General features: G+C 64.0%; 24 protein-coding genes. 15 read left to right on the forward strand and 9 right to left on the reverse strand.

The window, feature by feature from the left end; translation table 11 throughout:
* Nucleotides 1-145 precede the first annotated feature (145 nt).
* The 6 genes from GGR36_RS00640 (at nt 146) to adk (ending at nt 3,884) form a co-directional block, all read left to right on the forward strand.
* Nucleotides 146-751 (forward strand): MotA/TolQ/ExbB proton channel family protein, encoded by a 606-nt coding sequence (locus tag GGR36_RS00640; RefSeq protein WP_183630775.1) that lies wholly within the window; start codon nt 146-148, stop codon nt 749-751.
* 18 nt (nt 752-769) lie between these two features.
* Nucleotides 770-1,192 carry an ExbD/TolR family protein gene (locus GGR36_RS00645; protein WP_183630777.1) on the forward strand — a complete coding sequence of 141 codons (423 nt, stop codon included), beginning with the start codon at nt 770-772 and terminating at the stop codon, nt 1,190-1,192.
* Nucleotides 1,193-1,194: 2 nt separating this feature from the next.
* On the forward strand, nt 1,195-2,205 hold the full coding sequence (lpxK, locus tag GGR36_RS00650) for a tetraacyldisaccharide 4'-kinase (RefSeq protein WP_338086602.1): 1,011 nt from the start codon (nt 1,195-1,197) through the stop codon (nt 2,203-2,205).
* Nucleotides 2,186-2,368, forward strand: coding sequence for a Trm112 family protein (locus GGR36_RS00655; protein WP_183630779.1), 183 nt, complete (start codon nt 2,186-2,188; stop codon nt 2,366-2,368). Before lpxK ends, GGR36_RS00655 begins: the two co-directional genes overlap by 20 nt.
* A gap of 2 nt (nt 2,369-2,370) precedes the next feature.
* A complete protein-coding gene (gene kdsB, locus GGR36_RS00660) occupies nt 2,371-3,153 on the forward strand; it encodes a 3-deoxy-manno-octulosonate cytidylyltransferase (RefSeq protein ID WP_183630781.1) in 783 nt (260 codons plus the stop codon).
* 77 nt (nt 3,154-3,230) lie between these two features.
* The gene (adk, locus tag GGR36_RS00665) at nt 3,231-3,884 is read left to right on the forward strand and encodes an adenylate kinase (protein ID WP_183630783.1); all 654 of its coding nucleotides are present in this window, start codon (nt 3,231-3,233) and stop codon (nt 3,882-3,884) included.
* A gap of 42 nt (nt 3,885-3,926) precedes the next feature.
* On the opposite strand, the gene GGR36_RS00670 is transcribed toward adk, so the two are convergent.
* From GGR36_RS00670 to murJ, 5 genes are all read right to left on the reverse strand, one after another.
* Nucleotides 3,927-4,628 carry a TVP38/TMEM64 family protein gene (locus GGR36_RS00670; RefSeq protein ID WP_221229469.1) on the reverse strand — a complete coding sequence of 234 codons (702 nt, stop codon included), beginning with the start codon at nt 4,626-4,628 and terminating at the stop codon, nt 3,927-3,929.
* A gap of 5 nt (nt 4,629-4,633) precedes the next feature.
* Nucleotides 4,634-8,467 carry a non-ribosomal peptide synthetase gene (locus GGR36_RS00675; protein WP_183630787.1) on the reverse strand — a complete coding sequence of 1,278 codons (3,834 nt, stop codon included), beginning with the start codon at nt 8,465-8,467 and terminating at the stop codon, nt 4,634-4,636.
* Entirely contained in the window at nt 8,440-10,254 is a 1,815-nt protein-coding gene (locus tag GGR36_RS00680; RefSeq protein WP_183630789.1) for a cyclic nucleotide-binding and patatin-like phospholipase domain-containing protein, read from the reverse strand. The genes GGR36_RS00675 and GGR36_RS00680 overlap by 28 nt, the downstream gene beginning before the upstream one ends.
* 33 nt (nt 10,255-10,287) lie before the next feature.
* Entirely contained in the window at nt 10,288-10,914 is a 627-nt protein-coding gene (locus tag GGR36_RS00685) for a YbhB/YbcL family Raf kinase inhibitor-like protein (RefSeq protein WP_183630791.1), read from the reverse strand.
* 86 nt (nt 10,915-11,000) lie between these two features.
* Entirely contained in the window at nt 11,001-12,533 is a 1,533-nt protein-coding gene (gene murJ / locus GGR36_RS00690; protein WP_183630793.1) for a murein biosynthesis integral membrane protein MurJ, read from the reverse strand.
* Nucleotides 12,534-12,667: 134 nt separating this feature from the next.
* Here murJ and rpsT point away from each other — a divergent pair, with 134 nt between their 5' ends.
* A complete protein-coding gene (rpsT, locus tag GGR36_RS00695) occupies nt 12,668-12,940 on the forward strand; it encodes a 30S ribosomal protein S20 (protein ID WP_183630795.1) in 273 nt (90 codons plus the stop codon).
* A 118-nt stretch (nt 12,941-13,058) separates the two neighbouring features.
* Here rpsT and GGR36_RS00700 read toward each other — a convergent pair whose 3' ends face one another.
* Complete coding sequence (locus GGR36_RS00700; protein WP_183630797.1) at nt 13,059-13,337, reverse strand: DUF3579 domain-containing protein; 279 nt, start codon at nt 13,335-13,337, stop codon at nt 13,059-13,061.
* A gap of 297 nt (nt 13,338-13,634) precedes the next feature.
* Here GGR36_RS00700 and argF point away from each other — a divergent pair, with 297 nt between their 5' ends.
* From argF to ppnP, 6 genes are all read left to right on the forward strand, one after another.
* Nucleotides 13,635-14,558: an ornithine carbamoyltransferase gene (argF, locus tag GGR36_RS00705; RefSeq protein ID WP_183630799.1), complete on the forward strand. Its 924-nt coding sequence runs from the start codon at nt 13,635-13,637 to the stop codon at nt 14,556-14,558.
* 18 nt (nt 14,559-14,576) lie between these two features.
* Complete coding sequence (locus GGR36_RS00710; protein WP_183630801.1) at nt 14,577-14,954, forward strand: VOC family protein; 378 nt, start codon at nt 14,577-14,579, stop codon at nt 14,952-14,954.
* A 152-nt stretch (nt 14,955-15,106) separates the two neighbouring features.
* Nucleotides 15,107-16,336: an argininosuccinate synthase gene (locus GGR36_RS00715; protein ID WP_183630803.1), complete on the forward strand. Its 1,230-nt coding sequence runs from the start codon at nt 15,107-15,109 to the stop codon at nt 16,334-16,336.
* Between the two features lie 138 nt (nt 16,337-16,474).
* Nucleotides 16,475-17,437, forward strand: a complete 963-nt coding sequence (gene pfkA / locus GGR36_RS00720) for a 6-phosphofructokinase (RefSeq protein WP_183630804.1) — start codon at nt 16,475-16,477, stop codon at nt 17,435-17,437.
* A 214-nt stretch (nt 17,438-17,651) separates the two neighbouring features.
* Nucleotides 17,652-17,879 carry a DUF2788 domain-containing protein gene (locus tag GGR36_RS00725; RefSeq protein ID WP_183630805.1) on the forward strand — a complete coding sequence of 76 codons (228 nt, stop codon included), beginning with the start codon at nt 17,652-17,654 and terminating at the stop codon, nt 17,877-17,879.
* Between the two features lie 91 nt (nt 17,880-17,970).
* Nucleotides 17,971-18,291: a pyrimidine/purine nucleoside phosphorylase gene (gene ppnP / locus GGR36_RS00730; RefSeq protein WP_183630806.1), complete on the forward strand. Its 321-nt coding sequence runs from the start codon at nt 17,971-17,973 to the stop codon at nt 18,289-18,291.
* A gap of 21 nt (nt 18,292-18,312) precedes the next feature.
* On the opposite strand, the gene GGR36_RS00735 is transcribed toward ppnP, so the two are convergent.
* From GGR36_RS00735 to GGR36_RS00745, 3 genes are all read right to left on the reverse strand, one after another.
* Nucleotides 18,313-18,576, reverse strand: a complete 264-nt coding sequence (locus tag GGR36_RS00735) for a hypothetical protein (RefSeq protein WP_183630807.1) — start codon at nt 18,574-18,576, stop codon at nt 18,313-18,315.
* A 105-nt stretch (nt 18,577-18,681) separates the two neighbouring features.
* Nucleotides 18,682-20,199 carry a fumarate hydratase gene (locus GGR36_RS00740; protein WP_183630808.1) on the reverse strand — a complete coding sequence of 506 codons (1,518 nt, stop codon included), beginning with the start codon at nt 20,197-20,199 and terminating at the stop codon, nt 18,682-18,684.
* Between the two features lie 22 nt (nt 20,200-20,221).
* Nucleotides 20,222-20,782 carry a TIGR00645 family protein gene (locus tag GGR36_RS00745; RefSeq protein ID WP_183630810.1) on the reverse strand — a complete coding sequence of 187 codons (561 nt, stop codon included), beginning with the start codon at nt 20,780-20,782 and terminating at the stop codon, nt 20,222-20,224.
* 244 nt (nt 20,783-21,026) lie between these two features.
* Here GGR36_RS00745 and acs point away from each other — a divergent pair, with 244 nt between their 5' ends.
* Nucleotides 21,027-23,003 carry an acetate--CoA ligase gene (acs, locus tag GGR36_RS00750; protein ID WP_183630812.1) on the forward strand — a complete coding sequence of 659 codons (1,977 nt, stop codon included), beginning with the start codon at nt 21,027-21,029 and terminating at the stop codon, nt 23,001-23,003.
* A gap of 249 nt (nt 23,004-23,252) precedes the next feature.
* The gene (locus GGR36_RS00755; protein WP_183630814.1) at nt 23,253-23,624 is read left to right on the forward strand and encodes a response regulator transcription factor; all 372 of its coding nucleotides are present in this window, start codon (nt 23,253-23,255) and stop codon (nt 23,622-23,624) included.
* Nucleotides 23,625-23,628 lie beyond the last annotated feature (4 nt).

Raw genomic sequence — 23,628 nt, forward strand, 5'->3', positions numbered from 1 at the left:
CTTAGTGGTGCCGCCGCAACTCAATTCACCGACTTATCCACAGATTCTGTGGATTGTGACAAGCGTCATCCAACTTGCCCGCGGTGGGGCGGCGCGATAAAGTCCAAAGCTTCGCGATACCACCGCATCTACAGGAGCTGTACCCGTGTTGGCGATCATTCAGGCTGCCGGTTGGCCGATTTACTTTCTGGTCGTGGCGTCGGTCATCGCCCTTGCGCTGATCCTCGAGCGCGTTGTTGCACTGCGTCGCAGCAAGATCGTGCCGGCCGGGCTGGTCGACAAGATCATCGGCGACCTGCGCCAGGGCGGCATTACCGACGAACTGATCCTGCGCGTTGCGAACCATTCGCCGCTGGGGCGGGTGCTCGCTGCCGGGCTGAAGAACGCCAAGGCGTCGCGCGACGTGATGAAAGAGTCGATCGAAGAAGCCGGCGGCGCGGTGGCGCACGAACTGGGTCGCTTCCTGACGACGCTGGGCACGATTTCCACCGTCACGCCACTGATGGGCTTGTTTGGCACCGTGATCGGCATGATCGAGATCTTCGGCTCGACCTCACCCTCCGGCACCAATCCGCAGCAGCTGGCGCACGGCATTTCGGTCGCGCTGTACAACACCGGTTTTGGCTTGATCATCGCGATCCCTTCGCTGATCGCCTATCGGCATTTCCGCGCGCAGGTCGACGATTTCGTCGTCGAGATGGAGCAGCAGGCGATCAAGCTGGTCGAAGTGCTGCACGGCGAGCGTCGCTGAGCCGCCGGGAGCCACGCAATGAATTTTCGCCGCGGCCGCCGCACCGAGGATGTCGAGATCAACCTGATCCCGCTCATCGACGTGATGCTGGTGATCATCATCTTCCTGATGCTTACCACCACGTACTCGAAATTCTCCGGGCTCGAGATCAACCTGCCGACGGCCGCATCGCCAGCGACCCAGAGCATTCCGAATGAAATCGACGTGATCATCACAGCCGCAGGCGATGTGCTCGTTAACCGCGCGCCGGTGGGTGGCCGCGAGCCTTCGGTGATCGCCGATGCCTTGCGTCGCGCACGTCCGCAAAGCGAGAAGGAGCCGGTGGTGATCATCAATGCCGACGCCAAGACGCCGCACCAGGCTGTCATTGACGTCATGCAAGCCGCGCAAGCGGCCGACCTCCCGCAGATCACGTTCGCGACCCAGGCTGCTCAGAACTGATCGTGCGTTCGGCGCCTCGTTTCTGGAAACGCCGCGGACTGACCGCGGCGTTTCTCTTTCCTGTGTCTCTGCTGTTCCGGCTGCTGGTTGCGCTGCGTCGCGCAGTATTCCGCCTGGGGCTGCTGCGCAGCTACAGCGCAGGCATTCCGGTGGTGGTGGTCGGCAACATCGCGGTCGGGGGAAGTGGCAAGACGCCGGTCGTGATCTGGCTTGTGGAGCGTTTGCGCGCGGCCGGGTTGCGGCCGGGGGTTGTCAGTCGCGGTTATGGCGGTAGCGCCGAAGGCGTGCATGGCGTCGAATCCGCTGCGGATCCGGCGGTCTGCGGCGACGAGCCCGTCCTGCTGGCGCGCCGGTGCAACTGCCCGGTGTGGATCGGGCGCGACCGGGTCGCTGCTGCACAGGCCTTGCGTGCCGCGCACCCGGAGGTGAATGTGCTGGTGACCGACGATGGCTTGCAGCACTACCGTTTGCGCCGCGACGTCGAGATCGTCGTGGTCGACGCCCATCAAATGGGCAACCGCTGGATGCTGCCAGCGGGCCCCTTGCGCGAGCCTGTCTCACGCCTGGCGAAAAGTCAGCTGGTGTTGGCCCATGGCGACCTGCCGCCGACGGTGCGCGCGAAGTGCCCGCCAGCCCCGGTGTTCTCGATGCGCCTGTGGCCGACCGCCTTCTACCGGCTCAGCGATCCGCGCCAGCGGCGTTCGCCGGGCGAATTCGCCGCGCTCAAGCTGCGGGCATTGGCCGGCATCGGGCGCCCGGAACGCTTCTTCACCACGCTGCACGATTTCGGTTTGCAGCCGGTCGCGGAAGAGGCCTACCCTGACCATCATCCCTTTACGGTCGACGACGTGGCCTTGCGCGATGCCGATGCGCTCGTGGTGACCGAAAAGGATGCGATAAAATTGCAAGCTTTTGCGCCCCGCGAAACCTGGGTCTTGCCAGTTGATGCCGAGATCCGCGAAGGGGCGTTCGAACGCGTACTGGAGCGCCTGAATGGACCCGAAGCTGCTTGAAATCCTCGTCTGCCCGCTCTGCAAGGGGCCGCTGGAGTTCCACAGGGCTGCCAATGAACTGGTCTGCAAACCCTGCCGACTGGCGTATCCGGTGCGCGACGGCATTCCGGTGATGCTCGAGGACGAAGCGCGCGCGCTGGGCGAGGATGAGGCGGGCGCCTGAGCATGGCGGCCAGCACTTTCCACGCCGTTGTGCCGGCGCGATTTGCCTCGACGCGCCTGCCGGGCAAGCCGCTCGCTGACATCGCCGGCAAGCCGATGGTGGTGCGCGTGATGGAGCGCGCGCAGGCCTCTGGCGCAGAATCGGTGTGGGTTGCAACCGATCATCCTGAGGTGGAAACGGCGGTTCGCGCCTGCGGCGGCGCGGTGCTGATGACGCGGCCGGATCATCCGAGCGGCACTGACCGGCTCGCCGAAGTCGTCGATACGCTCGGCTGGGCCGACGACACCATCGTCGTCAATGTGCAGGGTGACGAGCCGCTGATCGATCCGGCGCTCATTTCGGCCGTCGCACGCGCGCTGGCCGACACGCCCTCGGCGGCGATCGCCACGGCTGCGCACCGGATTCACGATGCGGCGGAGTTCTTCAACCCCGCCGTCGTCAAGGTGGTGTGCGATGCTGCCGGCAACGCGCTGACATTTTCGCGCGCGCCAATCCCCTGGGCACGCGACGCGTTCGCCCAGTCCCGCGACACGCTTCCGCCCGACCTTGGTGCGCTGCGTCACGTCGGGTTGTACGCCTACCGCGTTTCGTTCCTGCGCCGCTACGCCCAGTTGGCGCCATCGCCGCTCGAAACGATCGAGATGCTCGAACAGTTGCGGGCGCTGTGGCATGGCTACCGGATTCGCGTGATTACGCTGGATGCCGCGCCGCCGGCGGGCGTCGATACACCGGAAGATCTCGCCCGCGTGCGGGCCAGTTTCGAATCTGCCGCAATCGGGCTTTGAGCTCGGCGCGGTAAGTTCGGGGTAAGGGCGGCTGCCGATACTGGCGCTAGCCGCCACACATATCAGGAGAAGGGGAGATGCGTCTGATTCTGTTGGGCCCGCCGGGTGCGGGCAAGGGTACCCAGGCCAAGTTCATCACCGAGAAATACGGGATTCCGCAGATCTCGACCGGCGACATGCTGCGCGCGGCGATCAAGGAAGGCACGCCGCTCGGCCTCGCGGCCAAGCAGGTCATGGATGCCGGACAACTGGTGTCGGATGACCTGATCATCGGTCTCGTCAAGGAACGCCTGGCCCAGCCGGACTGCGCCAAGGGCTACCTGTTCGATGGCTTCCCGCGCACGATTCCGCAGGCCGAAGCGCTGAAGACTTCGGGCGTCGCGCTCGACTTCGTGCTGCAGATCGATGTGCCGGATTCCGAGATCGTCACTCGCATGAGCGGTCGCCGTGCCCACCTCGCGTCGGGACGCACCTATCACGTCGTGTTCAATCCGCCGAAGGTGGAAGGCATCGACGACGTCACCGGCGAGCCGCTGGTGCAACGCGACGACGACAAGGAAGAGACGGTCAAGAAGCGTCTTGACGTGTACCACTCGCAGACCGCACCGCTGGTGAAGTACTACAGCGACTGGGCCGCCACCGGCGATGCGAAGGCGCCGAAGTACCGCATGATTTCCGGGCAGGGCAGCGTCGACGCGATCACCACGCGCGCGCTCGAAGCACTCGCCTGACGCCGCAAGGGCGTGGCCGTTGCAGCGGTCACGCCCGGCGTTTCAATCCTCTGCCTCGCGCCACCACCGGCGCAACACCGCGCTGCCGGCCACAATCAATGCCAGCGTGATCCCCAGCAGTGCCAGCGTCAGCCCGTTCGGCCGGGCCACGGCACGCACGATCTGTTCGGCAAACAGTGCGCTGGCAAGCGTCATCGGTAGCATCCCCAGCAAATTTCCGATCAGGAAATGGCGCAGCCGGATCGCGCTCACCCCCGCAAGCATATTGACCACGGCAAAAGGGGCGACGGGCACGAGCCGGATCATCGTTGCGCTCAACACCCCGCGTCGGCCCAACTGGCGATCGATGTGGGCGAGGCGGGCGCCGGCGAGTTTCTGCATGGCACGGCGCCCGATCCTGCGACCGATCAGGAAACTCGTCGCGGCACCGATGGTGGCGCCGGTAACGCCATACGCGACGCCGAGCAGCGGGCCGAAGGCGAGAACGGTCACCAGCATCAGCACGCTCAACGGCACCGCGACGACGCAGGCCAGCGCGAATCCCCCGACTGCCGCGAGCGGGCCGATGCGTGCGGCGGCCTGACGGATTCCCATAATCAGGTCATCGAGCTTGAGCGCCTGCTTGAGGGGCGTGAACTGCCACGCGAGCGCCAGCGCCATCACGCCCGCGAGCAAGGCGATGAACAGGTGGCGACGGCGGCGCAGCGCGGCGAGTTCTTCCGGATCCAGGATGTGGGGGCGCATAGCCCTCAATTATCGCGGAACACTTCGGCGAGAAGTGCCGCAGCAAGGCCATCGACATGGTCCGCATCGAACACCGAGCCGTGCAGGCCGGCGATCTGGCGCACTGTCATGCGCTCGCCGGACAACTGCAGCCACGGGCGGAACAGCCAGCGATCCCAGTTGGCGAGCCCCGATGACTTGATGAGGCAAGCTCTGCCCGCAAAGGCTTGCGGCCGGTAGTCGTGCAGCGCCATGACCTGCGACACCAGCCCGGTGTCGGCGAACATGGCGCCAAGGCGGCGGCCATTCATGCTCAGTTCCTGCACGTACAGGCGCCGCGTCAGCCAGGCCAGCAGGCGCCAGAAGCGCGGGCGGCGCAGCATGCCGCTCGGGAAAACGGTGTCGATCAGGATCAGGCGCTCGACGGCGCGGCCTCGCGCCTGCAGCAGCCGTGCGGCCTCCAGCGCCGCAATGCCGCCCACCGAGAAACCTGCAATGTTGATGGCGCCCGAAGTGGTGTTCGCCATCTCGTCGGCGTAGCGCGCCGCGAGGTCGGACACCCCGGAGAACCCGTCCGGCGGCGGTTGCAGCATGAAGAGCCGGACGCGCGGCCCGAGTGCATGCGCCAGGGTCTGGAAGCGCAGCAGGTCGCCGTGCCCGGATGCCGCAAGGAACAGTGTGGTATCGCCCGACTGGGCTCCGAGTGGCAGCATCAGTCGCGACGGCTTGACGCCGCTCGCCAGTGCTTCCGCCAACTCGGCGACCGAAGGGTGTTCGGTCAGCGTCAGCAAGGATGCCTGCTTGCCGGTGAGGCGCTGCACGCCGGAAAGGATGTCGACGGCTGCAAGGGAATCGCCGCCGAGCTCGAAGAAGTCATCGTCGATGCCGATGTCGCGCCGGTTCAGCGTCGCCTCCCACAGGCCCAGCAGATCCTGCTCAAGCGGGCTGCGCGGCGCACGGCCGGGTTCGCCGACATGCAGCGTCAGCGGCTCCGGCAATGCCGTGTAATCGATCTTCCCGGTGTTGTTGAGGGGCAGCGCGGGCATCAGCGTGATGCCGCTCGGCAGCATGTAATCGGGGAGGCGGCTGCGCAGATGGCGGCTGATCGTGGCACTGTCCTGCAGGCCCGAACCGACCCAGGCATAAAGGCGCTGTCCCAACGCGGTATCGACCAGGCGCACCGCCGCCTGATTGACGCCATCAAACGCGAGCAGGGCAGCTTCCACCTCGGCTGGTTCGATGCGGTAGCCGCGCAGCTTGATCTGGCGATCGCTGCGCCCGAGGAAGTGCAGCGTCCCGTCCATCGCGATCTTGCCGCGGTCCCCGGTGCGGTAGAGCCGCCCGCCCGCCACGAACGGGTCGCCGCAGAAGGCTTGCGCATCGAGATCAGTGCGATTCAGGTAACCCCGCGCGAGCGTGCCGCCGCCCAGATACACGTCGCCCTGGCAGCCGAACGGCACCGGGCGGCGCTGTGCGTCCAGCACATAGACGCGCGAGTCGTCGACCGGGCGTCCCACCGGCAGTACGGCATCGCTGGTGTCGGCGCTGCATTCCCATGCTGTGGCGAAGATGCAGGCTTCGGTGGGGCCATAGACATTGAACAGCCGCGCCCCAGTCTCGCTGATGAAGCGACGCGCCAGCGCTGGCGTGAGTACATCGCCGCCACAGCAGGCCACGCGTAGTCGCAGATCAAGGCCGCGCGCGCCATCAAGGAAGCGACGCAAGGTCGAAGGCACGAAGGCCATCAACGTAACGCCGTGCTGTGCGGCGAAGGCTGCCGTCGATTCGGGCGCAAGGCGGCCGGAAGGCGGCAACGCAACGCTGGCGCCATGGGTGAGCGGCACCACCCATTCGATCAGGGCCGGATCGAAGGTCAATTGGGTCGATTGCGCCGCTCGGTCATCGCGGGTAATGGCCCAGGTCCTGCCGAGCCACGCGACACGCCGGGCGAGCGCTTCATGCGCCACCATCACGCCCTTGGGTCGGCCGGTAGAGCCGGAGGTAAACAGCACATAGGCCAGATCGCGCGCGCTAGGCGCGGGCCAGTCGGGCGCCTGTGGCGGGGCGATTGTGGTGGCGCCCACCACGATGACCTTTCCGTGCAGTGCGCTGAGTCGCTGACGCTCGCCCGGTGCCGTGAGCACCGCAATGGCCGCGCTTTCGGCCAGGATCAGCGCCAGGCGGGCGTCGGGGGCGTCCACGTCGAGCGGCAGGAATGCCGCACCGGCCTTGGCAACCGCCAGCATCGCGACGATCGCGTCGGCCGAGCGCCCCATGCACACTGCCACCACCGTATCCGCCCTGGCGCCGGCCCGGCGCAGCGTGTGGGCGAGGGCGCGTGCGCTGCGGTCGAGTTGGGCGTAGCTCATGCTGCCTTCGTCCCAGACCAGCGCCACCGCATCGGGGGTGCGCGCTGCGTGCGATTCGAACTGGCTGACGAAGGTTTGCGGATCGGCCGTGTGTCGCAACCGCGCATGTACCTGCGTCACCAGCGCGTCGCGTTCATCGCGCGGCACGATATCCAGCTCAGCGAGGCGGCGCTCGGGGGCATCTGCCAGTTCGCAGATCACATGGCGAAGGCGGCGGCTCAGCAAGTCGATCTCGCCCTCGTCAAAGCAGGCGCTGCTGCCTTCCAGTACCAGGTCGAGCGGGCCGTCTTCATCGAATTCGCAGACCGTCATCCCGAGCGGATAGCGGGCGACGCCGGGAAACAATTGCCAGGATCCAACCGCATGGGCCTCGCCAAAGGACACCGCGTAGCCCTGCCGTTCATACGACAGCAGCACGTCGAAAAGGCTGTCGCGGTGGCTGCGGATCGCGTGCAGATGGCGCGCAACTTCGCTCAGCGGGTAACGCGCATGCCGTAGCGCGGCACGCAGGTTGCGGCTGACGGTGGCTATCAGGCTGGCCGCGGTATCGTCGGGCGCTACGGCGATCCGCACCGGCATCACGCCCACGAACATGCCGGGCGTTTCCTTGTAGCGTTTGCCGTTGCGGTTGAGACTTGGTACGCCGATCACGACATCCTGCAGATCTCGCACGCGGCAGAAATAGAGCGCGAGCGCGGCGAGGAAGACACAGAAGGCGGTCTGGCCGGGGCCGCACGCTGCGTCGGCAATGCGCTGGTAGCTGGCTCGGTCGAGTGGCAAACGCGACAGGCGCGAAGCCGGCAGCCGGGTATCGGAAGGTACGTCGCGGGCCGCTGCCGGCGCATGCCGGTCGAACAGCGCAGCGGGCAGGCTGGGCAGCTGCGATTGCCAGAACGCGGCGTCCTTGTCGAATTCCGGGGCGTTGCGGTATGCGGTCGATTCCTCGATGAAGCGCAGGTAGTGGCCCTGCTGGGCCACCGGTGGCGCCTCACCCGATGCCAGCGCCGCATAGTGTTCGCTCCAGCGCCGGATGATCTGGGTGGTGCCCCAGCCGTCCATCACCAGATGGTGGAACTGGATCAGCGCGCAGTGCTCGAGCGGCCCGAAGTGCAGGACAGCAAAGCGCCACAGCGGCACATCATCGAGCCGGTAGGGCGTCTGCAGTGATTTTGCCCACCACGCCTGCACGGCGGTGCGCACGTCATCGGCGCCTGAAGCATCAACCTCGATCAGCGGCGCGCGGTAGCTTTCGAGCAGGTGCTGGCCGCCGCTCTCGTGCGGCACCAGGCGCAGCACCTCGTATTCGCAAACCATGCGATCGAGTGCTTGCTGCATCCGGGCGACATCCAGCGGGCCGCGCATATGCAGGCAGCCGCCGATCACCAGGTGGGCGTTGTCGGGCCAGGCACGCTGGTCCAGCCAGACTTCGTGCTGGCTCAGCGAGAGCGGCAGCAATGCATGAGCTACCGAATGATGCTCAGACGGTCCCACCGGCTGATTTCCTGTGTGGCGTAACGGTAGCCTGCCTCCGCAATTTCTACGGCGCGTCGGTAAGCCATGAGCGGGAACTCCGCCACCGGCGGCTCGAGGTAGTAGTCCGACAGGGCGATGGTGCGGCCCCGCTGGGTCAGACCGCCCATGTGGCTCGCGCGGTAGAGGATGTCGCCGATGCCGGGCATGCTGGGCGCGTCCGCTTTGAGGTGGCCCTTGATCTTGTTCCAGGGCGACAGGCGTTTAAGGTCGGCCTCGACCTGCAGCGCTTCACGCACGTCGACGTCGACGGCGATCACCGTGCCGTTGCCGCGGCGTTTCTCGAGTTTGGTGCCGAGCCGGGTGCGCATGGCCTCGACCGGCACGTTGTCGAGGATCGCGCCATCGACCAGCAGGTCGCCCTGATGCAGCACCGGCGGCAACAGGCCCGCGGGCGAGTTGCTGGCCAGCACCGCGCGCCAGAGCGGCCCGCTTTCCTGCACGGTGGTGCAGGCCTGGCTGAGATTGCATGCCGCTGCAAAGTAGGGGCGCCAGAGTCCGTCCACCGGGGTATCGCCGAACACCTTGCGCAGCTCCCGTTCGATGCGACGCCCGGAGAGGACCGAAATGACCGGCACCGCCGGCCGTTCGCCGGTGCGGGTGAAGCGCAGGATCATGTCGCGGATCGTGTCGAAGTCGAATCCGCAAGCGTACTGCGCACCGATCAGCGCGCCCATGCTGTTGCCACCGAGCAGGTCGATCGGAATCGCCGCTTCCTCGAGCGCCCGCAATACCCCCAGGTGGGCGAAGCCGCGTGCGCCGCCGCCGCCCAACACGACACCCACCGCGTGGCCGGTGAGGAAGCGGCTGAGGCTGTCGAAATCGGCGTCCGTGTCCTGTCGCAGCAAGTAGATGCGTTCGACGTCGCGGCCGCTGCGCCACGGCCCAGGAAGCGTCGGGTGTCGTGTGCCTGGCGGGTGCATCAGTACCAGGTGCTGGCGCTTGAAGCTCAGGCCCGGCTCTTCGCGCAGCCGCAATTCCAGTTCACAGGCCGTCGGCGTTTGCGAACTCGCCGATACGAAGATGACCTGATCAGCCTGGCGCACCGCGAATCGCGACCATGCCGAAAGCTCCGGCTCGGCCTCGTAGATGAGAAAGTCGGCGGACGTTTCCATGCGGTCGACCGTCGCGATGAAGTCGGCCAGTGCGCGCTCGTTCAGCGCGTGACCGTCAGCGCGCGGGGGTCGCAGGTGCTCGACGCGGCCGTGCGAGAGTGCTCGCGCCAGGCCATGTGCGAGCGTTCCGGCGTCGTCGCCCGGGTGCAGCGGCACCACCGCGAAAGCCTGTGCGCGCTTGCGCTCCGAGAGCTGCGGCAGGTGGCGCAGGTAATGGAAGATGGCCTGCGAAAAAATCTGGCTGAAGACCAGCGGGTTCTGCAGCAGCAGTGCCTCGTACCCCTCGCGCGACAGTTCCGCGACGCTCGAATCGCGCAGTGCGACGACGTCCGCCGTGCGCGGCTGACGCAGGATCATGCCGGTCTCGCCGATGCATTCGCCCGGGCACAGCTCGTTGTAGAGCAGCAGGTTGCCTTCCGGCGCCCGCCGTGACACGCGCAGTCGCCCCGCCAGCACGATCACCATGCTGACCGAAGCGTCCCTCTCGCGGTACACCACGTCGCCGGCCGCAACCCGATGCACGCTCAGACGCTCGATCAGCTGGGTCAGCGCGACATCGTCGATCTGGCCGAACAGCCTGCTCCCCCGCAGGATCTCGCGGACTTGCGGAGCCTCGTGGTGAGCGTCGCGCATGCAATCTCCGGCGAGTGGCGGGATCAAACCCGCTCAGAGCGTGACAGCGGGGTTCAAGGTGTAGCGGCCGGTGATGCTGGCCTGGGCGAGGACATGGCCGTCGATGGCCTTGCGCACGTCGGCACCAGTGAAACGACCCGCGACGTCGACATGTTCGATGTCCAGCGCGTACAGCGTGAACACGTAGCGGTGCGGGAGTTCATCATTCCAGGGCGGGCAGGGGCCGTCGTAGCCGAAATAGTCGCCCGCCATTGCCGCGTCGCCGGCAAACCACCCGGTGTAGTCGTTGAGCCCCTGACGGGTTTCGAGAGGTCCGGCGCTCGGCTTGCCGCGTGCCACGACACCGTCGCTGAAACTGCCGGCCATGATTTCACCGATGCCGGCCGGGATATCGACCACCACCCAGTGGAAGAAATCCACGCGCGGCAAGGTAAGTGGCACGGTGCGCCCTTCCTGATTGACGTCGTCGCCCCGACTTGGCACATCCGGGTCGTGGCAGATCAACGCGAAGGATTTCGTGCCGACGGGATTTTCCGCCCAGGCCAAGTGCGGGTTGCGGTTGGACGACAGTGCGACATGACCCGCACTGGCGGGGACGGCGAAGGCGAATTCGCCGGGGATCGGCGCGCCGTCGCGAATGCTGCTGCTCCAGAGCTTCATCGTGTGCCTCCAGAAGGATCAGGTCTCCGACCGCGCCGCCGCGGTCGGATTCAACCCATCGATGCCACCTTCGGCACGCCGCGTCCCTAGCCGCGTCGCCTGAAATCCGCGACGCGAAAGCCCAGCGCGAAGAGGGTGGCGAAATAGCTTGCCGCGCCACCGGTTACAACTGCCACCAGCCAGAGCGCCCGCTTCATCCCGCGCACTTCAAGCCACGTTGCTTCCTTGCCCATGCCGAACCACAACACCAGCGCCATCACCACCAAAGCCACTGCAAGGCGCAGTGCGAACCGCCGCCAGCCGGGCTGGGGTTTGAAGATGCCGCGACTGCGCAGACCATGGAACAGGAGTGCAGCGTTCAGACTGGCGGCAAGGCCGATCGACAGCGCGAGTCCAGCATGTTTCAACGGCCCGATGAAGGCAAGGTTGAGGGCTTGTGTCACGGCCAGCGTCAACAAGGCGATCTTCACCGGCGTCTTGATGTCCTGCCGTGAATAGAAAGCAGGCGCGAGGATCTTCACCAGAATGATGCCGGAGAGGCCGACTGCGTAGGCCGTCAGCGCGATGCTGGTCTTGCCGACGTCGTCTGGGCCGAACGAGCCGTGGTGAAAGAGCGTGGCAACCAGCGGCACAGAGAGGATCGCGATGCCCACGACGGCCGGCAGGGTCAGCATCAATGCCAGTCGCAGGCCCCAGTCCAGCAGCGACGAGAATTCCTCCCGATTGCCCTGTGCATGCAGCCGCGAGAGGCTGGGTAGCAGGATCGTGCCGAGCGCGACACCGAGCAGGCCGGAGGGGAACTCCATCAGCCGGTCTGCGTAGTAAAGCCAGGAGACGCTGCCGGTGGGCAGGAAGGAGGCGAAGATCGTATTGATCAACAGACTGATCTGCGACACCGACACGCCCAGCGTTGCGGGGGCCATCAATTTGAGGACGCGGCGCACACCGGGGTCGGACCAGTCCAGCCGGAAGCGCGGCAGCATGCCGATCTTCTTGAGCGCAGGCATCTGGATCGCCAGTTGCAGGATGCCGCCGATGAACACAGCCCAGCCCAGCGCCATGACTGGCGGATCGAAGTAGGGCGCGGCGAACAGCGCCATCACGATGAAGCTCAGGTTCAGCATGACCGGCGTGAAAGCCGGAATCGAGAACTCGCTCCAGGCATTGAGAATGCCGCCGGCGAGCGCGACCAGCGCCATGAACAGGATGTAGGGGAAGGTGATGCGGGTCAGCTCGACGGTGAGCGCGAATTTGTCCGGCGTGCTGGAGAATCCCGGCGCGGTGATCAGGATGACTGCCGGGGCAAAGATGATGCCGAGCAGTGCGACAAAGGCGACCGCGACCCCGAGCAGGCTGGCCACATGATCGATCAGGGCGCGCGTTTCCGCCTCACTGCGCTTGTTCTTGTATTCCGAGAGAATCGGAACGAAGGCTTGAGAGAACGCACCTTCTGCGAATAGGCGCCGCAACAGGTTGGGCAGGCGGAAGGCGACGAAGAAAGCATCGGTGGCGATGCCGGCGCCGAAGGCGCGGGCGATGACGAAGTCGCGGACGAAGCCAAGAATGCGCGATAGCAGCGTCATGCCGCTGATCGTCGCGAGAGCCTTAAGGAGATTCACAGGAGGAGCCGAGGGATGCCAAGTGGGCGATGATAGCCAGCCGACATGGCTGGCGGCAACTGAAGTACTTGCCTATTGTGGAATAGGTCGTTAAAATCGCCGGCTTTCTCTCGAATACAACTGGACGTTCCAACATGGCCAACACGGTACAAGCCCGCAAACGCGCGCGCCAGGCGCTCAAGGCGCGTGCGCACAACGCCAGCCTTCGTTCCCGCCTGCGCACCGCGATCAAGGCGGTGCGTAAGGCCATCGACGCGGGCGATCAGGCTGCTGCAAAGCAAGTCTTCGAACAGTCGATGAGCACCATCGATTCGATCGCTGACAAGAAGATCATTCACAAGAACAAGGCTGCTCGCCACAAGTCGCGTCTGTCTGCCGCGATCAAGGCTCTCGGCGCTGCTGCTTGAGTTCTTGCTGAACCGGTCGTAAGAAAGGGCGGCTTCCTTCGGGATGCCGCCCTTTCTGTTTTTGGGCAGACAAAATAGTAAGCCTGCGCTACGTGTTGCGGGTGTGCTGGTTCGCCGACTATTCGTCGCTCAGTGCTTCGACCTTGAGGTCGTTGTCCTTGGCGAAGTTTGCGAGGAAGTTGAATGCGAGCGGTTCGAGTTCGTACAGCCGCTTGTCGACGACGACGCACTTGTCGCCATTCAGCGTGCAGCCGGGTCGTACATAGGGCGAATAGCGCATGCGCTTTTCCGCACCAAAGGCGGACATGATGCCGCAAAGGCGGTCGGCCCAGTCGCTGGGGCGGAACGTGCGGCCCTCGCGCGTGAGGCCGACGATGACAAAACTCTCAATCGACATGGCTTGCTCCGGGGCCTGACGAGGGATTTTGGCCCCGTTGAACTACCCGAACGATGCTGTTTGTGGCGCCGATTCTAGCAGAGCGTTTGTGGCCTTCCGGCCCGGACGGTGTCGTATTGCGATCAATCGTTGTTGCGGCAGAAAGTTCCATTGGGTCGACGTGATTTAGCGGCTGCCGTAAAATTTAAGGTTCCTCTATGCGGCTGACGTCAGCCTGACTGCAGCGCATGGGACTCTTTCAAGCAATGCACGATACCCGTGCCGTGTCCGATCCGGATGTGGCCAAGCGAGACAACGATGGCGCCGAAGCATTTCCTGCAGTTCAACGATTTTTCGCGCGAAGAATTCGACTACCTCTTCGAACGCACCCGCTGGATCAAGGACAAGTTCAAGCGCTACCAACCGTATCACCCGCTTTTCGACCGCACGCTGGTGATGATCTTCGAGAAGGCTAGCACCCGCACACGGCTCTCGTTCGAGGCGGGCATGTTCCAACTCGGTGGATCGGCGATCTACCTGAATACGCGTGATTCGCAACTGGGGCGCGGCGAGCCGGTTGAAGACGCTGCGCAGGTCATGTCGCGCATGTCTGACGTGGTCATGATCCGCACCTTCGAGCAGGCGATCATCGAGCGCTTCGCGGCGCATTCGCGTGTTCCGGTCATCAACGGCCTCACCAACGAATACCACCCGTGCCAGATCATGGCCGACATCTACACCTGGATCGAGCGTCGCGGCCCGATCCAGGGCAAGACGGTGGCCTGGATCGGCGACTCCAACAACGTCTGCAACACCTGGCTGCAGGCGGCCGAGGTGCTCGATTTCAACGTGCACGTATCGACGCCACCGGGCTATGAGGTCGAGCCCGAGCGCGCCAATCTTTACGGCACCGGACATTTCGAACAGTTCGCCGATCCGATGGACGCGGCAAAAGGCGCCGACATCATCACGACCGATGTGTGGACCTCGATGGGCTTTGAGGCCGAGAACGATGCACGGATCAAGGCCTTTGCGGATTGGGAAGTCGATGCCGACATGATGCGCGTCGCCCATCCCGAGGCCTTGTTCATGCACTGCCTGCCGGCGCACCGCGGAGAAGAGGTTTCTGCCGAGGTGATCGACGGCCCGCACAGTGTCGTGTGGGAAGAGGCAGAGAACCGCCTGCACGTGCAGAAGGCGTTGCTTGAATACCTGGTGATGGGTCGGGTCGACGGCAAGTAAGCGATCGGAGGCTGCACCATGATCGACCACATGACCTTCCGCGTTGCCGACATCGAGCGCGCCAAGTCGTTCTATTCGGCGGCACTGGCGCCCTTGGGCTACGTGGCTGCGTACGATGCGGTGCATGACGGCGTCCGGGTGCTAGGGTTTGCCTCTAACAGCAAGATCGATACCTGGTTTGTCAGCGCGCCCGAGTCGACAACACGCTGTCACCTGGCGTGGCGGGCTGAGAGCCGTGCCAGCGTGGATGCGTTTCACGCGGCAGTCGTTGCCGCGGGTGGCACTGACAATGGTGCGCCAGGGCCGCGGCCCCATTACCATCCAGGCTATTACGGAGCCTTCGTGATCGACCCGGAAGGCAACAATATCGAGGCGGTTTTTCACGCGCCTGACTGAAAGGTTTTCTGGGCCTCCGAACGCCGGGCGGAGGCCGCGCAAGATCCTGTCCGCACATCGGCATGCTCGGTGCGGATGGTGACCTACCCGGCTTGTATGCACCACCTTGAGCACGCCGGTGGGGGGTGCGTCGGAAACATCGAGGAATCGAGATGAGTGAAGCAAAGAAAGTCGTTCTGGCCTACTCCGGTGGCCTGGATACGTCAGTGATCCTGAAGTGGCTGCAGGACACCTATCAGTGTGAGGTCGTGACTTTCACGGCAGACCTGGGCCAGGGCGAAGAGCTGGAGCCGGCGCGCGCCAAGGCGCTCAAGTTCGGTATCAAGCCGGAAAACATCTTCATCGACGATCTGCGCGAGGAATTCGTGCGTGATTTCGTCTTCCCGATGTTCCGCTGCAATACGGTTTACGAAGGTGAGTATCTGCTGGGTACCTCGATTGCGCGTCCGCTGATCGCCAAGCGCTTGATCGACATCGCGCGCCAGACCGGTGCAGAGGCGATCTCGCACGGTGCGACCGGCAAGGGCAACGATCAGGTCCGCTTCGAACTTGGCGCCTACGCGCTGATGCCCGGCATCAAGGTGATTGCGCCGTGGCGCGAGTGGGATCTGCTGTCGCGCGAAAAGCTGCTCGCCTATGCCGAACAGCACGGCATTCCGGTCGAAATGAAGCACAAGGCAGGTGGCGCGCCGTATTCGATGGATGCGAACCTGCTGCACATCTCGTTCGAAGGCCGTCACCTCGAAGATCCGAAGAACGAGGCCGAAGAGTCGATGTGGCGCTGGACGGTGTCACCGGAGGCTGCGCCTGATGCGCCCGAATATGTCGATCTCGAGTTCGAGCGCGGCGACGTGGTGGCGGTCAATGGAGTCCGCCTCGCCGCCCATGAAGTGCTTGCGAAACTCAATGAACTGGGTGGCAAACATGGTGTCGGCCGCCTTGATCTGGTCGAGAACCGCTATGTCGGCATGAAGTCGCGCGGTTGCTACGAAACCCCCGGCGGGACGATCCTGCTCAAGGCGCACCGTGGCATCGAGTCGATCACGCTGGATCGCGAAGTGGCGCATCTGAAGGACGACCTGATGCCGCGCTACGCCAGCCTGATCTACAACGGCTACTGGTGGGCGCCGGAGCGCCGCGCCCTGCAGGTGCTGATCGACCACACGCAGACCAACGTGAATGGCTGGGTGCGGGTCAAGCTCTACAAGGGTTCGGTGTCGGTGGTGGCGCGTGATTCGAAAGACACGCTGTTCGATCAGACGATCGCGACCTTCGACGATGACGGCGGCGCATACAACCAGGCCGATGCAGGAGGTTTCATCAAGCTCAATGCTTTGCGTATGCGGATCGCGGAGAATGCGCGTCTCAAGCGTGGTTCCTGAGCGTTGACATAGTCCAGGCCGCCTTCGGGCGGCCTTTGTGTATCAGCGACCCGCTTGTCGCCGCGAGCGGCGGAAACACCCCGCCAGGCGAAGTTGTACGGATTGACCCCCTAAGTTCGTTCAAGAATGAGGCACAACATGATCAAGAAAATCGGTGTCCTGACCAGCGGTGGCGATTCCCCCGGCATGAATGCGGCGATCCGCGCGGTGGTGCGGGCGGGCCTGTCGAGCGGGATTGAAGTGTTCGGTATCCACGACGGTTACCTGGGCCTGCACCAGGATCGCATCGAGAAGCTCGAGCGCTACAGCGTGTCCGACGTCATCAACCGCGGCGGCACCTTCCTCGGTTCGGCGCGCTTTCCCGCGTTCAAGGAAGAATCGGTGCGTCGCGAGGCAATCGAGAACCTCAAGCGGCACGCAATCGATGCGCTGGTCGTGGTCGGCGGCGATGGTTCCTACATGGGTGCCAAGAAGCTGACCGAAATGGGCTACCCCTGCATCGGCCTGCCGGGCACGATCGACAACGATATCGCGGGCACGGACTACACGATCGGCTTCGATACGGCGCTCAACGTGATCATCGACGCGATCGACCGCCTGCGCGACACCTCCAGCTCGCACAAGCGGATCTCGGTGGTTGAGGTGATGGGGCGCCACTGTGGCGACCTCGCGATGTCAGCCGCGGTGGCCGGTGGGGCGGAGTTCGTGGTGGTGCCGGAGCAACCCTTCGACAAGGAATCGCTGTTGTCGCAGATCGAGGCCGGTGTTGCCCGCGGCAAGCGCCATGCCCTGGTCGTGATTTGCGAGCATGTGACCGATGTGAATGCGCTCGCGAAGGAAATCGAGTCCCGCACCGAACTCGAAACCCGCGCGACGATTCTCGGCCACATTCAGCGCGGCGGTTCGCCGACCGCGCGCGACCGTATCCTGGCCTCGCGCATGGGGGCCTATGCCGTCGAATTGCTGCTGGCCGGTCACGGTGGCCGTTGTGTCGGATTGCAGCACAATGAGCTGGTGCATCACGACATCATCGACTGCATCGAGAACATGAAGCGCCCCTTCAATCAGGAACTTTTCGACCTTAGCGCGAAACTGTTCTGATCGGCGCCTACGCCGCTGCGAGGCCGCCTTCGGGCGGCCTTTTCATTGCTTGCGCCGCCGTGCCGGCCGGCAAGTGGTAAGCCCAAGTCGCTGAAACGTAGGAGATTTTCTGATTGTGCGGTGCGGATGCGCCGGCTAGAATTCGCATTATGGCGTTTGTCCAAAGCGGGTTCGGTGAGCCGGGCTTCGGACAAATCCCAATCTCAGAGAACCCATGGAATCCGTAACCCTGTTCGGTCTGACCGTTGCGCAGTTCGAAGACCTCTCGCTGAAGTTCTTCCTCACCGCGCTCATCGCTTACATGTTTTTCATCATCTGGAACCTGGCCAAGGAATCCAGGGCCGGCAAAACGGGCACAGCCGTGCTGTTCTTCGCGCTGGGAACGGGCATGTTCGGCTTCATGGCCAAGTCGGTGATCGCGAAGGTGCTCGGTATCGAGTAATCGTCGGCACCATTTGCGGCACTGCCAGCGAAAAGGCCACGGCTATAATCCGTGGCCTTTTTCATTTCTGAATCGAAATCCGGAGAGTCCGATGTCTGCAGCAGATCGCTTCGATGGTGTGTCCGTCGTCAAGAAAGCCAATGTGTATTTCGACGGTAAGTGCGTCAGCCACACCGTCCAGTTTGCCGATGGCACCCGCAAGTCTGTCGGCGTGATCCTGCCGTCCAGCCTGGTTTTCAATACCGGGGCACCGGAAATCATGGAAGTCATCGACGGCCGTTGCCGCGTGAAACTGGCGGGCAGTGACGCAGTCGTCGAATACGCCGCCGGTCAGTCCTTCAACGTGCCGGGCAACAGCAGCTTCGATATCGAGACGCTCGAGACCCTGCACTACGTCTGCCACTTCGGCTGAAAGGCTAGCGCCGCAAAAGAATCAGCGCTGCTCCGCCCCGCGGATCGCCACTGCGGGCAGGGGCAGCGAGTGCCGGTCATCCACCATGCCGGAGAAGTGCAGGCACTTGATGTTGGCGACCGGAAACGCCATTACCTCGTTTTCGGTTTCCACCACCACCCAGGGACTCTGAAGAAAGCCCTCGATATTCAGTTTTTTCGCGGCGTCGGAGGTCGTTTGTTCCGGGAAGGTGAAAGTCTCCTTCTTGCCGTCGATGAATTCGATGACGAGATAGCGCGTAGACATGGCGTGCTCCGATCGTGTGCGATTCTGCATTATGCTCGGCACGCACGCCAATGAAAAAGCCCGGATTTTGCCGGGCTTTCTCGTTTGGCAGACCCGCGCGAGGGGTCAGGCGATGTGGACGGGGATTTTGCCGATCTTCGCCTGCCACTCGGCCGGGCCGGTCTGGTGCACCGATGTGCCCAGCGAATCGACCGCCACGGTGACCGGCATGTCGACCACGTCGAATTCGTAGATCGCTTCCATGCCCAGATCGGCGAAGCCGACCACTTTGGCGGTCTTGATCGCCTTGGATACGAGGTAGGCGGCGCCGCCGACGGCCATCAGGTACACCGACTGGTGCTTCTTGATCGCCTCGATCGCCGCCGGGCCACGTTCGGCCTTGCCGATCATCCCCAGCAAACCGGTTTGCGCCAGCACCTGTTCGGTGAACTTGTCCATGCGCGTGGCGGTGGTGGGGCCGGCGGGGCCGACGGCTTCGTCACGCACCGGGTCGACCGGCCCGACGTAGTAGATGAAGCGGCCGGCCAGATCGACCGGTAGCGCCTCGCCCTTGTTGAGCATGTCGACCATGCGCTTGTGCGCGGCGTCGCGGCCGGTCAGCATCTTGCCGTTGAGCAGCAGCACGTCGCCCGGCTTCCAGGAGGCGACTTCCTCGCGGGTGACTGCGTTCAGATTCACGCGCTTGCCCTTGGAAGCGTCGTAGGTGAGGCTGGGCCAGTCCGCGAGCGAGGGCGGGTCGAGGAAGACCGGGCCGGAGCCGTCGAGCACAAAGTGCGCGTGGCGGGTCGCGGCGCAGTTCGGGATCATCGCCACCGGCAGCGAGGCGGCGTGCGTCGGGTAGTCGAGAATCTTCACGTCCAGCACCGTGGTGAGGCCGCCGAGACCCTGTGCGCCAATACCTAGCGCATTGACCTTCTCGTACAGCTCGATGCGCAGCTCCTCGATGCGGTTCTGCGGGCCGCGCTTAAGCAGCTCCTGCATATCGATCGGGTCCATCAGCGCTTCCTTGGCCAGCAGCACGGCCTTCTCGGCGGTGCCGCCGATACCGATGCCGAGCATGCCCGGCGGGCACCAGCCGGCGCCCATGGTCGGCACGGTCTTGAGCACCCAGTCGACGATCGAATCGGACGGATTGAGCATCACCATCTTCGACTTGTTCTCGGAGCCACCGCCCTTTGCGGCGACGGTGATGTCAACCTTGTCACCTGGCACCATAGAGTAGTGGATCACCGCCGGCGTGTTGTCCTTGGTGTTCTTGCGGGCACCGGCCGGGTCGAGCAGGATCGACGCGCGCAGCTTGTTGTCCGGATCGTTGTAGGCGCGGCGCACGCCTTCGTTGATGGCGTCGTCAATCGAACCGCTGAAGCCTTCCCAGCGCACATCCATGCCGACCTTGACGAACACCGTGACGATGCCAGTGTCCTGGCAGATCGGGCGGTGGCCTTCCGCGCACATGCGTGAGTTGATCAGGATCTGCGCCATCGCGTCCTTGGCTGCCGGGCTTTCTTCAAGCTCGTAGGCGCGCGCGAGGTTGGTGATGTAGTCCACCGGGTGGTAGTAGCTGATGTACTGCAGTGCGGCGGCGACGCTGTCGATGAGATCGCCTTGCTTGATGGTGGTCATGTGGTCTCTCCCCCCGGATTGATCAGTGGTCTTTGGTCATCAGCAGCGTGCTGTTCATGACCTTGTCTGTGTAGGCCATCACCAGCGCCGACACGACGAAGGTGACGTGAATGGCGATCTGGTACATCACCCCGTGCTCGATCACCATGAGCTGGAAAGCGTCGGTGGCCTGAGTCATCTTGTTGCCGACGTCGATGAAGACCTTCAGCAGGTGGATCGACGAGATGCCGATCAGCGCGGTCGCCAGCTTGATCTTCAGCACGCCGGCGTTGACATGGCTGAGCCATTCCGGCTGGTCAGGGTGATCGTCCAGGTCGAGCCGGGAAACAAAGGTCTGGTAACCACCGACGGTGACCATGATCAGCAGGTTGGCGACCATCACCACGTCGATCAAACCGAGAACGATCAGCATGATGTCGACTTCGGACAGTGAGGTCGCGTGCGACACCAGGTGGTAGAGCTCGGCGAGGAACTTGTAGACATACACGCCCTGAGCGAAGATCAGGCCCAGGTACAGCGGCGCCTGCAGCCAGCGGCTGGCAAAGATGAACTTCTCGAGCGCATTGATGGCTTTGTGGCTCATGGTCTTTTTGGGATCGTCATGTGAGGAATGGAAGGTGTTGCGGCACCTCGCAGTGCAGCGATCGATTCTAGCAGGGCCGCTCGCAGACTCCGTGCGGGTAAGCCCCAAGTCTTATGTAAGAGCTGCGTAAGGCGCTAAGGCTGTAATTCAGACTCATAAGAGCCGGATCGGTTCGCGTGCATCGAAGGCGCTGACCCGAATCAATGGCATTCAATCCAGTCCGAATCCGAGGAGGCTAGTGGCGATGTCTGACGTCGAAACCGCAACGCATGAGCACCGTGTCTTCCCGCCGTCCGAGGCGGTCGTCAAGGCCGCAGCCGTTTCGGGCGTGGCCGCCTACGAGGCGCTGTGCAAGGAAGCCGAGACCGATTACGAAGGCTATTGGGGCCGTCTGGCGCGCGAGCATGTCAGTTGGAAGCAGCCCTTCACCCAGACGCTGGACGAATCCGGTGCCCCGTTCTTCAAATGGTTTGCCGACGGCAAGCTGAACGTCTCCTACAACTGTCTCGATCGCAATCTCGAGGCTGGCCTTGGCGACAAGGTTGCGATCATCTTCGAGGCGGACGACGGCAAGGTCACCAAGGTCACCTACAAGCAGTTGCTCGCGCTGGTCAGCAAGTTCGCCAACGGTCTCAAGTCGATCGGCATCAAGAAGGGCGACCGCGTCCTGATCTACCTGCCGATGTCGGTAGAAGGCGTGGCGGCCATGCAGGCCTGCGCCCGCATCGGTGCGACGCACTCGGTGGTGTTCGGCGGCTTCTCCGCGAAGAGCGTGCAGGAGCGCATCCAGGATGCCGGTGCGGTGGCGGTGATCACCGCCGACGAACAGTGTCGCGGCGGCAAGAACATCCCGCTCAAGCCGATCATCGACGAAGCCTTTGCGATGGGCGGCTGCGAGTCGATCAAGAACGTCGTGGTCTACCAGCGCACCGGCGGCAACATTCCGATGACGGCGGGTCGCGACCTGTGGCTGCACGAGCTGATCAAGGACCAGTCCGAGACCTGCGAGCCGGAATGGGTCGATGCCGAGCACCCCTTGTTCCTGCTCTACACCTCGGGTTCCACCGGCAAGCCCAAGGGCGTGCAGCATTCCTCGGGCGGCTACCTGCTGCATGCCATCCTGACGATGAAGTGGACCTTCGACATCAAGCCGGATGATGTCTTCTGGTGCACCGCCGACATCGGCTGGGTCACCGGTCACACCTACATCACTTACGGCCCGCTCGCCTGCGGCGCGACCGAGATTGTCTTCGAAGGTGTGCCGACCTATCCGGACGCCGGCCGCTTCTGGAAGATGATCGAATCGCACAAGGTGTCTATTTTCTACACGGCGCCGACGGCGATCCGTTCGCTGATCAAGGCGGCCGATGTGAACCCGGCGGCCCATCCGAAGAACTACTCGCTGACGAGCCTGCGCCTGCTCGGCTCGGTGGGCGAGCCGATCAACCCGGCCGCATGGCAGTGGTACTACGACAACATCGGCGGCGGCCGCTGCCCGATCGTCGATACCTTCTGGCAGACGGAAACCGGCGGCCACATGATCACGCCGCTGCCAGGCGTCACCACGCTGGTGCCGGGCTCCTGCACCTTGCCGTTCCCGGGTATCCAGGCCGCGATCGTGGACGAGACCGGCAACGATGTGCCCTGGGGGCAGGGCGGTATCCTGGTCGTCAAGAAGCCGTGGCCGTCGATGATCCGCACCATCTGGGGCGACCCGGAACGCTTCAAGAAGAGCTACTACCCGCAGGATTTCCAGGGCAAGTACTACCTCGCGGGCGACGGCGCGATCCGCGACAAGGACAACGGCTACTTCACGATCACCGGTCGCATCGACGACGTGCTGAACGTCTCGGGCCACCGCATGGGTACGATGGAAATCGAATCCGCGCTGGTCGCCAACCCGCTGGTCGCCGAAGCGGCGGTCGTGGGGCGCCCGGATGAACTGACCGGCGAGGCGATCTGCGCCTTCGTGGTGCTCAAGGGTGAGCGCCCGACCGGCGATGCCGCGAAGAAGATGATCAAGGAGTTGCAGGACTGGGTCGGCAAGGAAATCGGTCCGATCGCCAAGCCCAAGGACATCCGCTTCGGCGAGAACCTGCCCAAGACGCGCTCCGGCAAGATCATGCGGCGTCTGCTGCGCGCACTGGCAAAGGGCGAAGAGATCACGCAGGATGTGTCGACGCTGGAAAACCCGGCGATCCTGGAACAATTGAAAGGCTGAGCACCGCGTTCGCGTTGCGCAGGCCGTACTGGTTGGCACGCAGGGGAAACGCCGGCGCCACGCGCTGGCGGCGTTAAAAACGGTAAGGGCGTTGGGGGACGCCCTTACCGTTCGTTTTCTTCCACGCAGAGCGGATTGATGTCGCACAATTCCGGGCTGAACCGCCAAGGGTTCAATGCACCGGTGATTCCGCCACGGCGGATCAAACGACAATCCTGCCTCGAAGCAAGGCGGGAGAGGAGGAGAGTAATGGCCAAGCGAGTCCTGATCCTCGATCCGGACGAGTCCATCGTTGTCTCGCTCGAATTCCTGCTTCACCGCGCCGGGTACACCGTGCTTGTGGCGGATGCAGCAAGCAGCCTTCTGGACCAGATCGTCAATGAGGCGCCCGACGTAGTGGTGCTGGCCGACGAGCAGCGCCAGGGTGCCGACGGCTTCGAGCTTTGCCGGGCGGTCTGCGCAGAACGGCCGGCCCCGCCGGTGCTGATGCTCGCGTCACGCGCACGCGACGCAGATGCGGCCAAGGCGCGCGCGGTGGGCGCGGCGGATTTCCTCGCCAAGCCCTTCCCGACGCGCGATTTTCTCGAACGCATCGCGCGGCTTGCTTCGGAGGTGGTCTGAGTAC

This window comes from Niveibacterium umoris (assembly GCF_014197015.1).
GTDB classification, from domain to species: domain Bacteria; phylum Pseudomonadota; class Gammaproteobacteria; order Burkholderiales; family Rhodocyclaceae; genus Niveibacterium; species Niveibacterium umoris.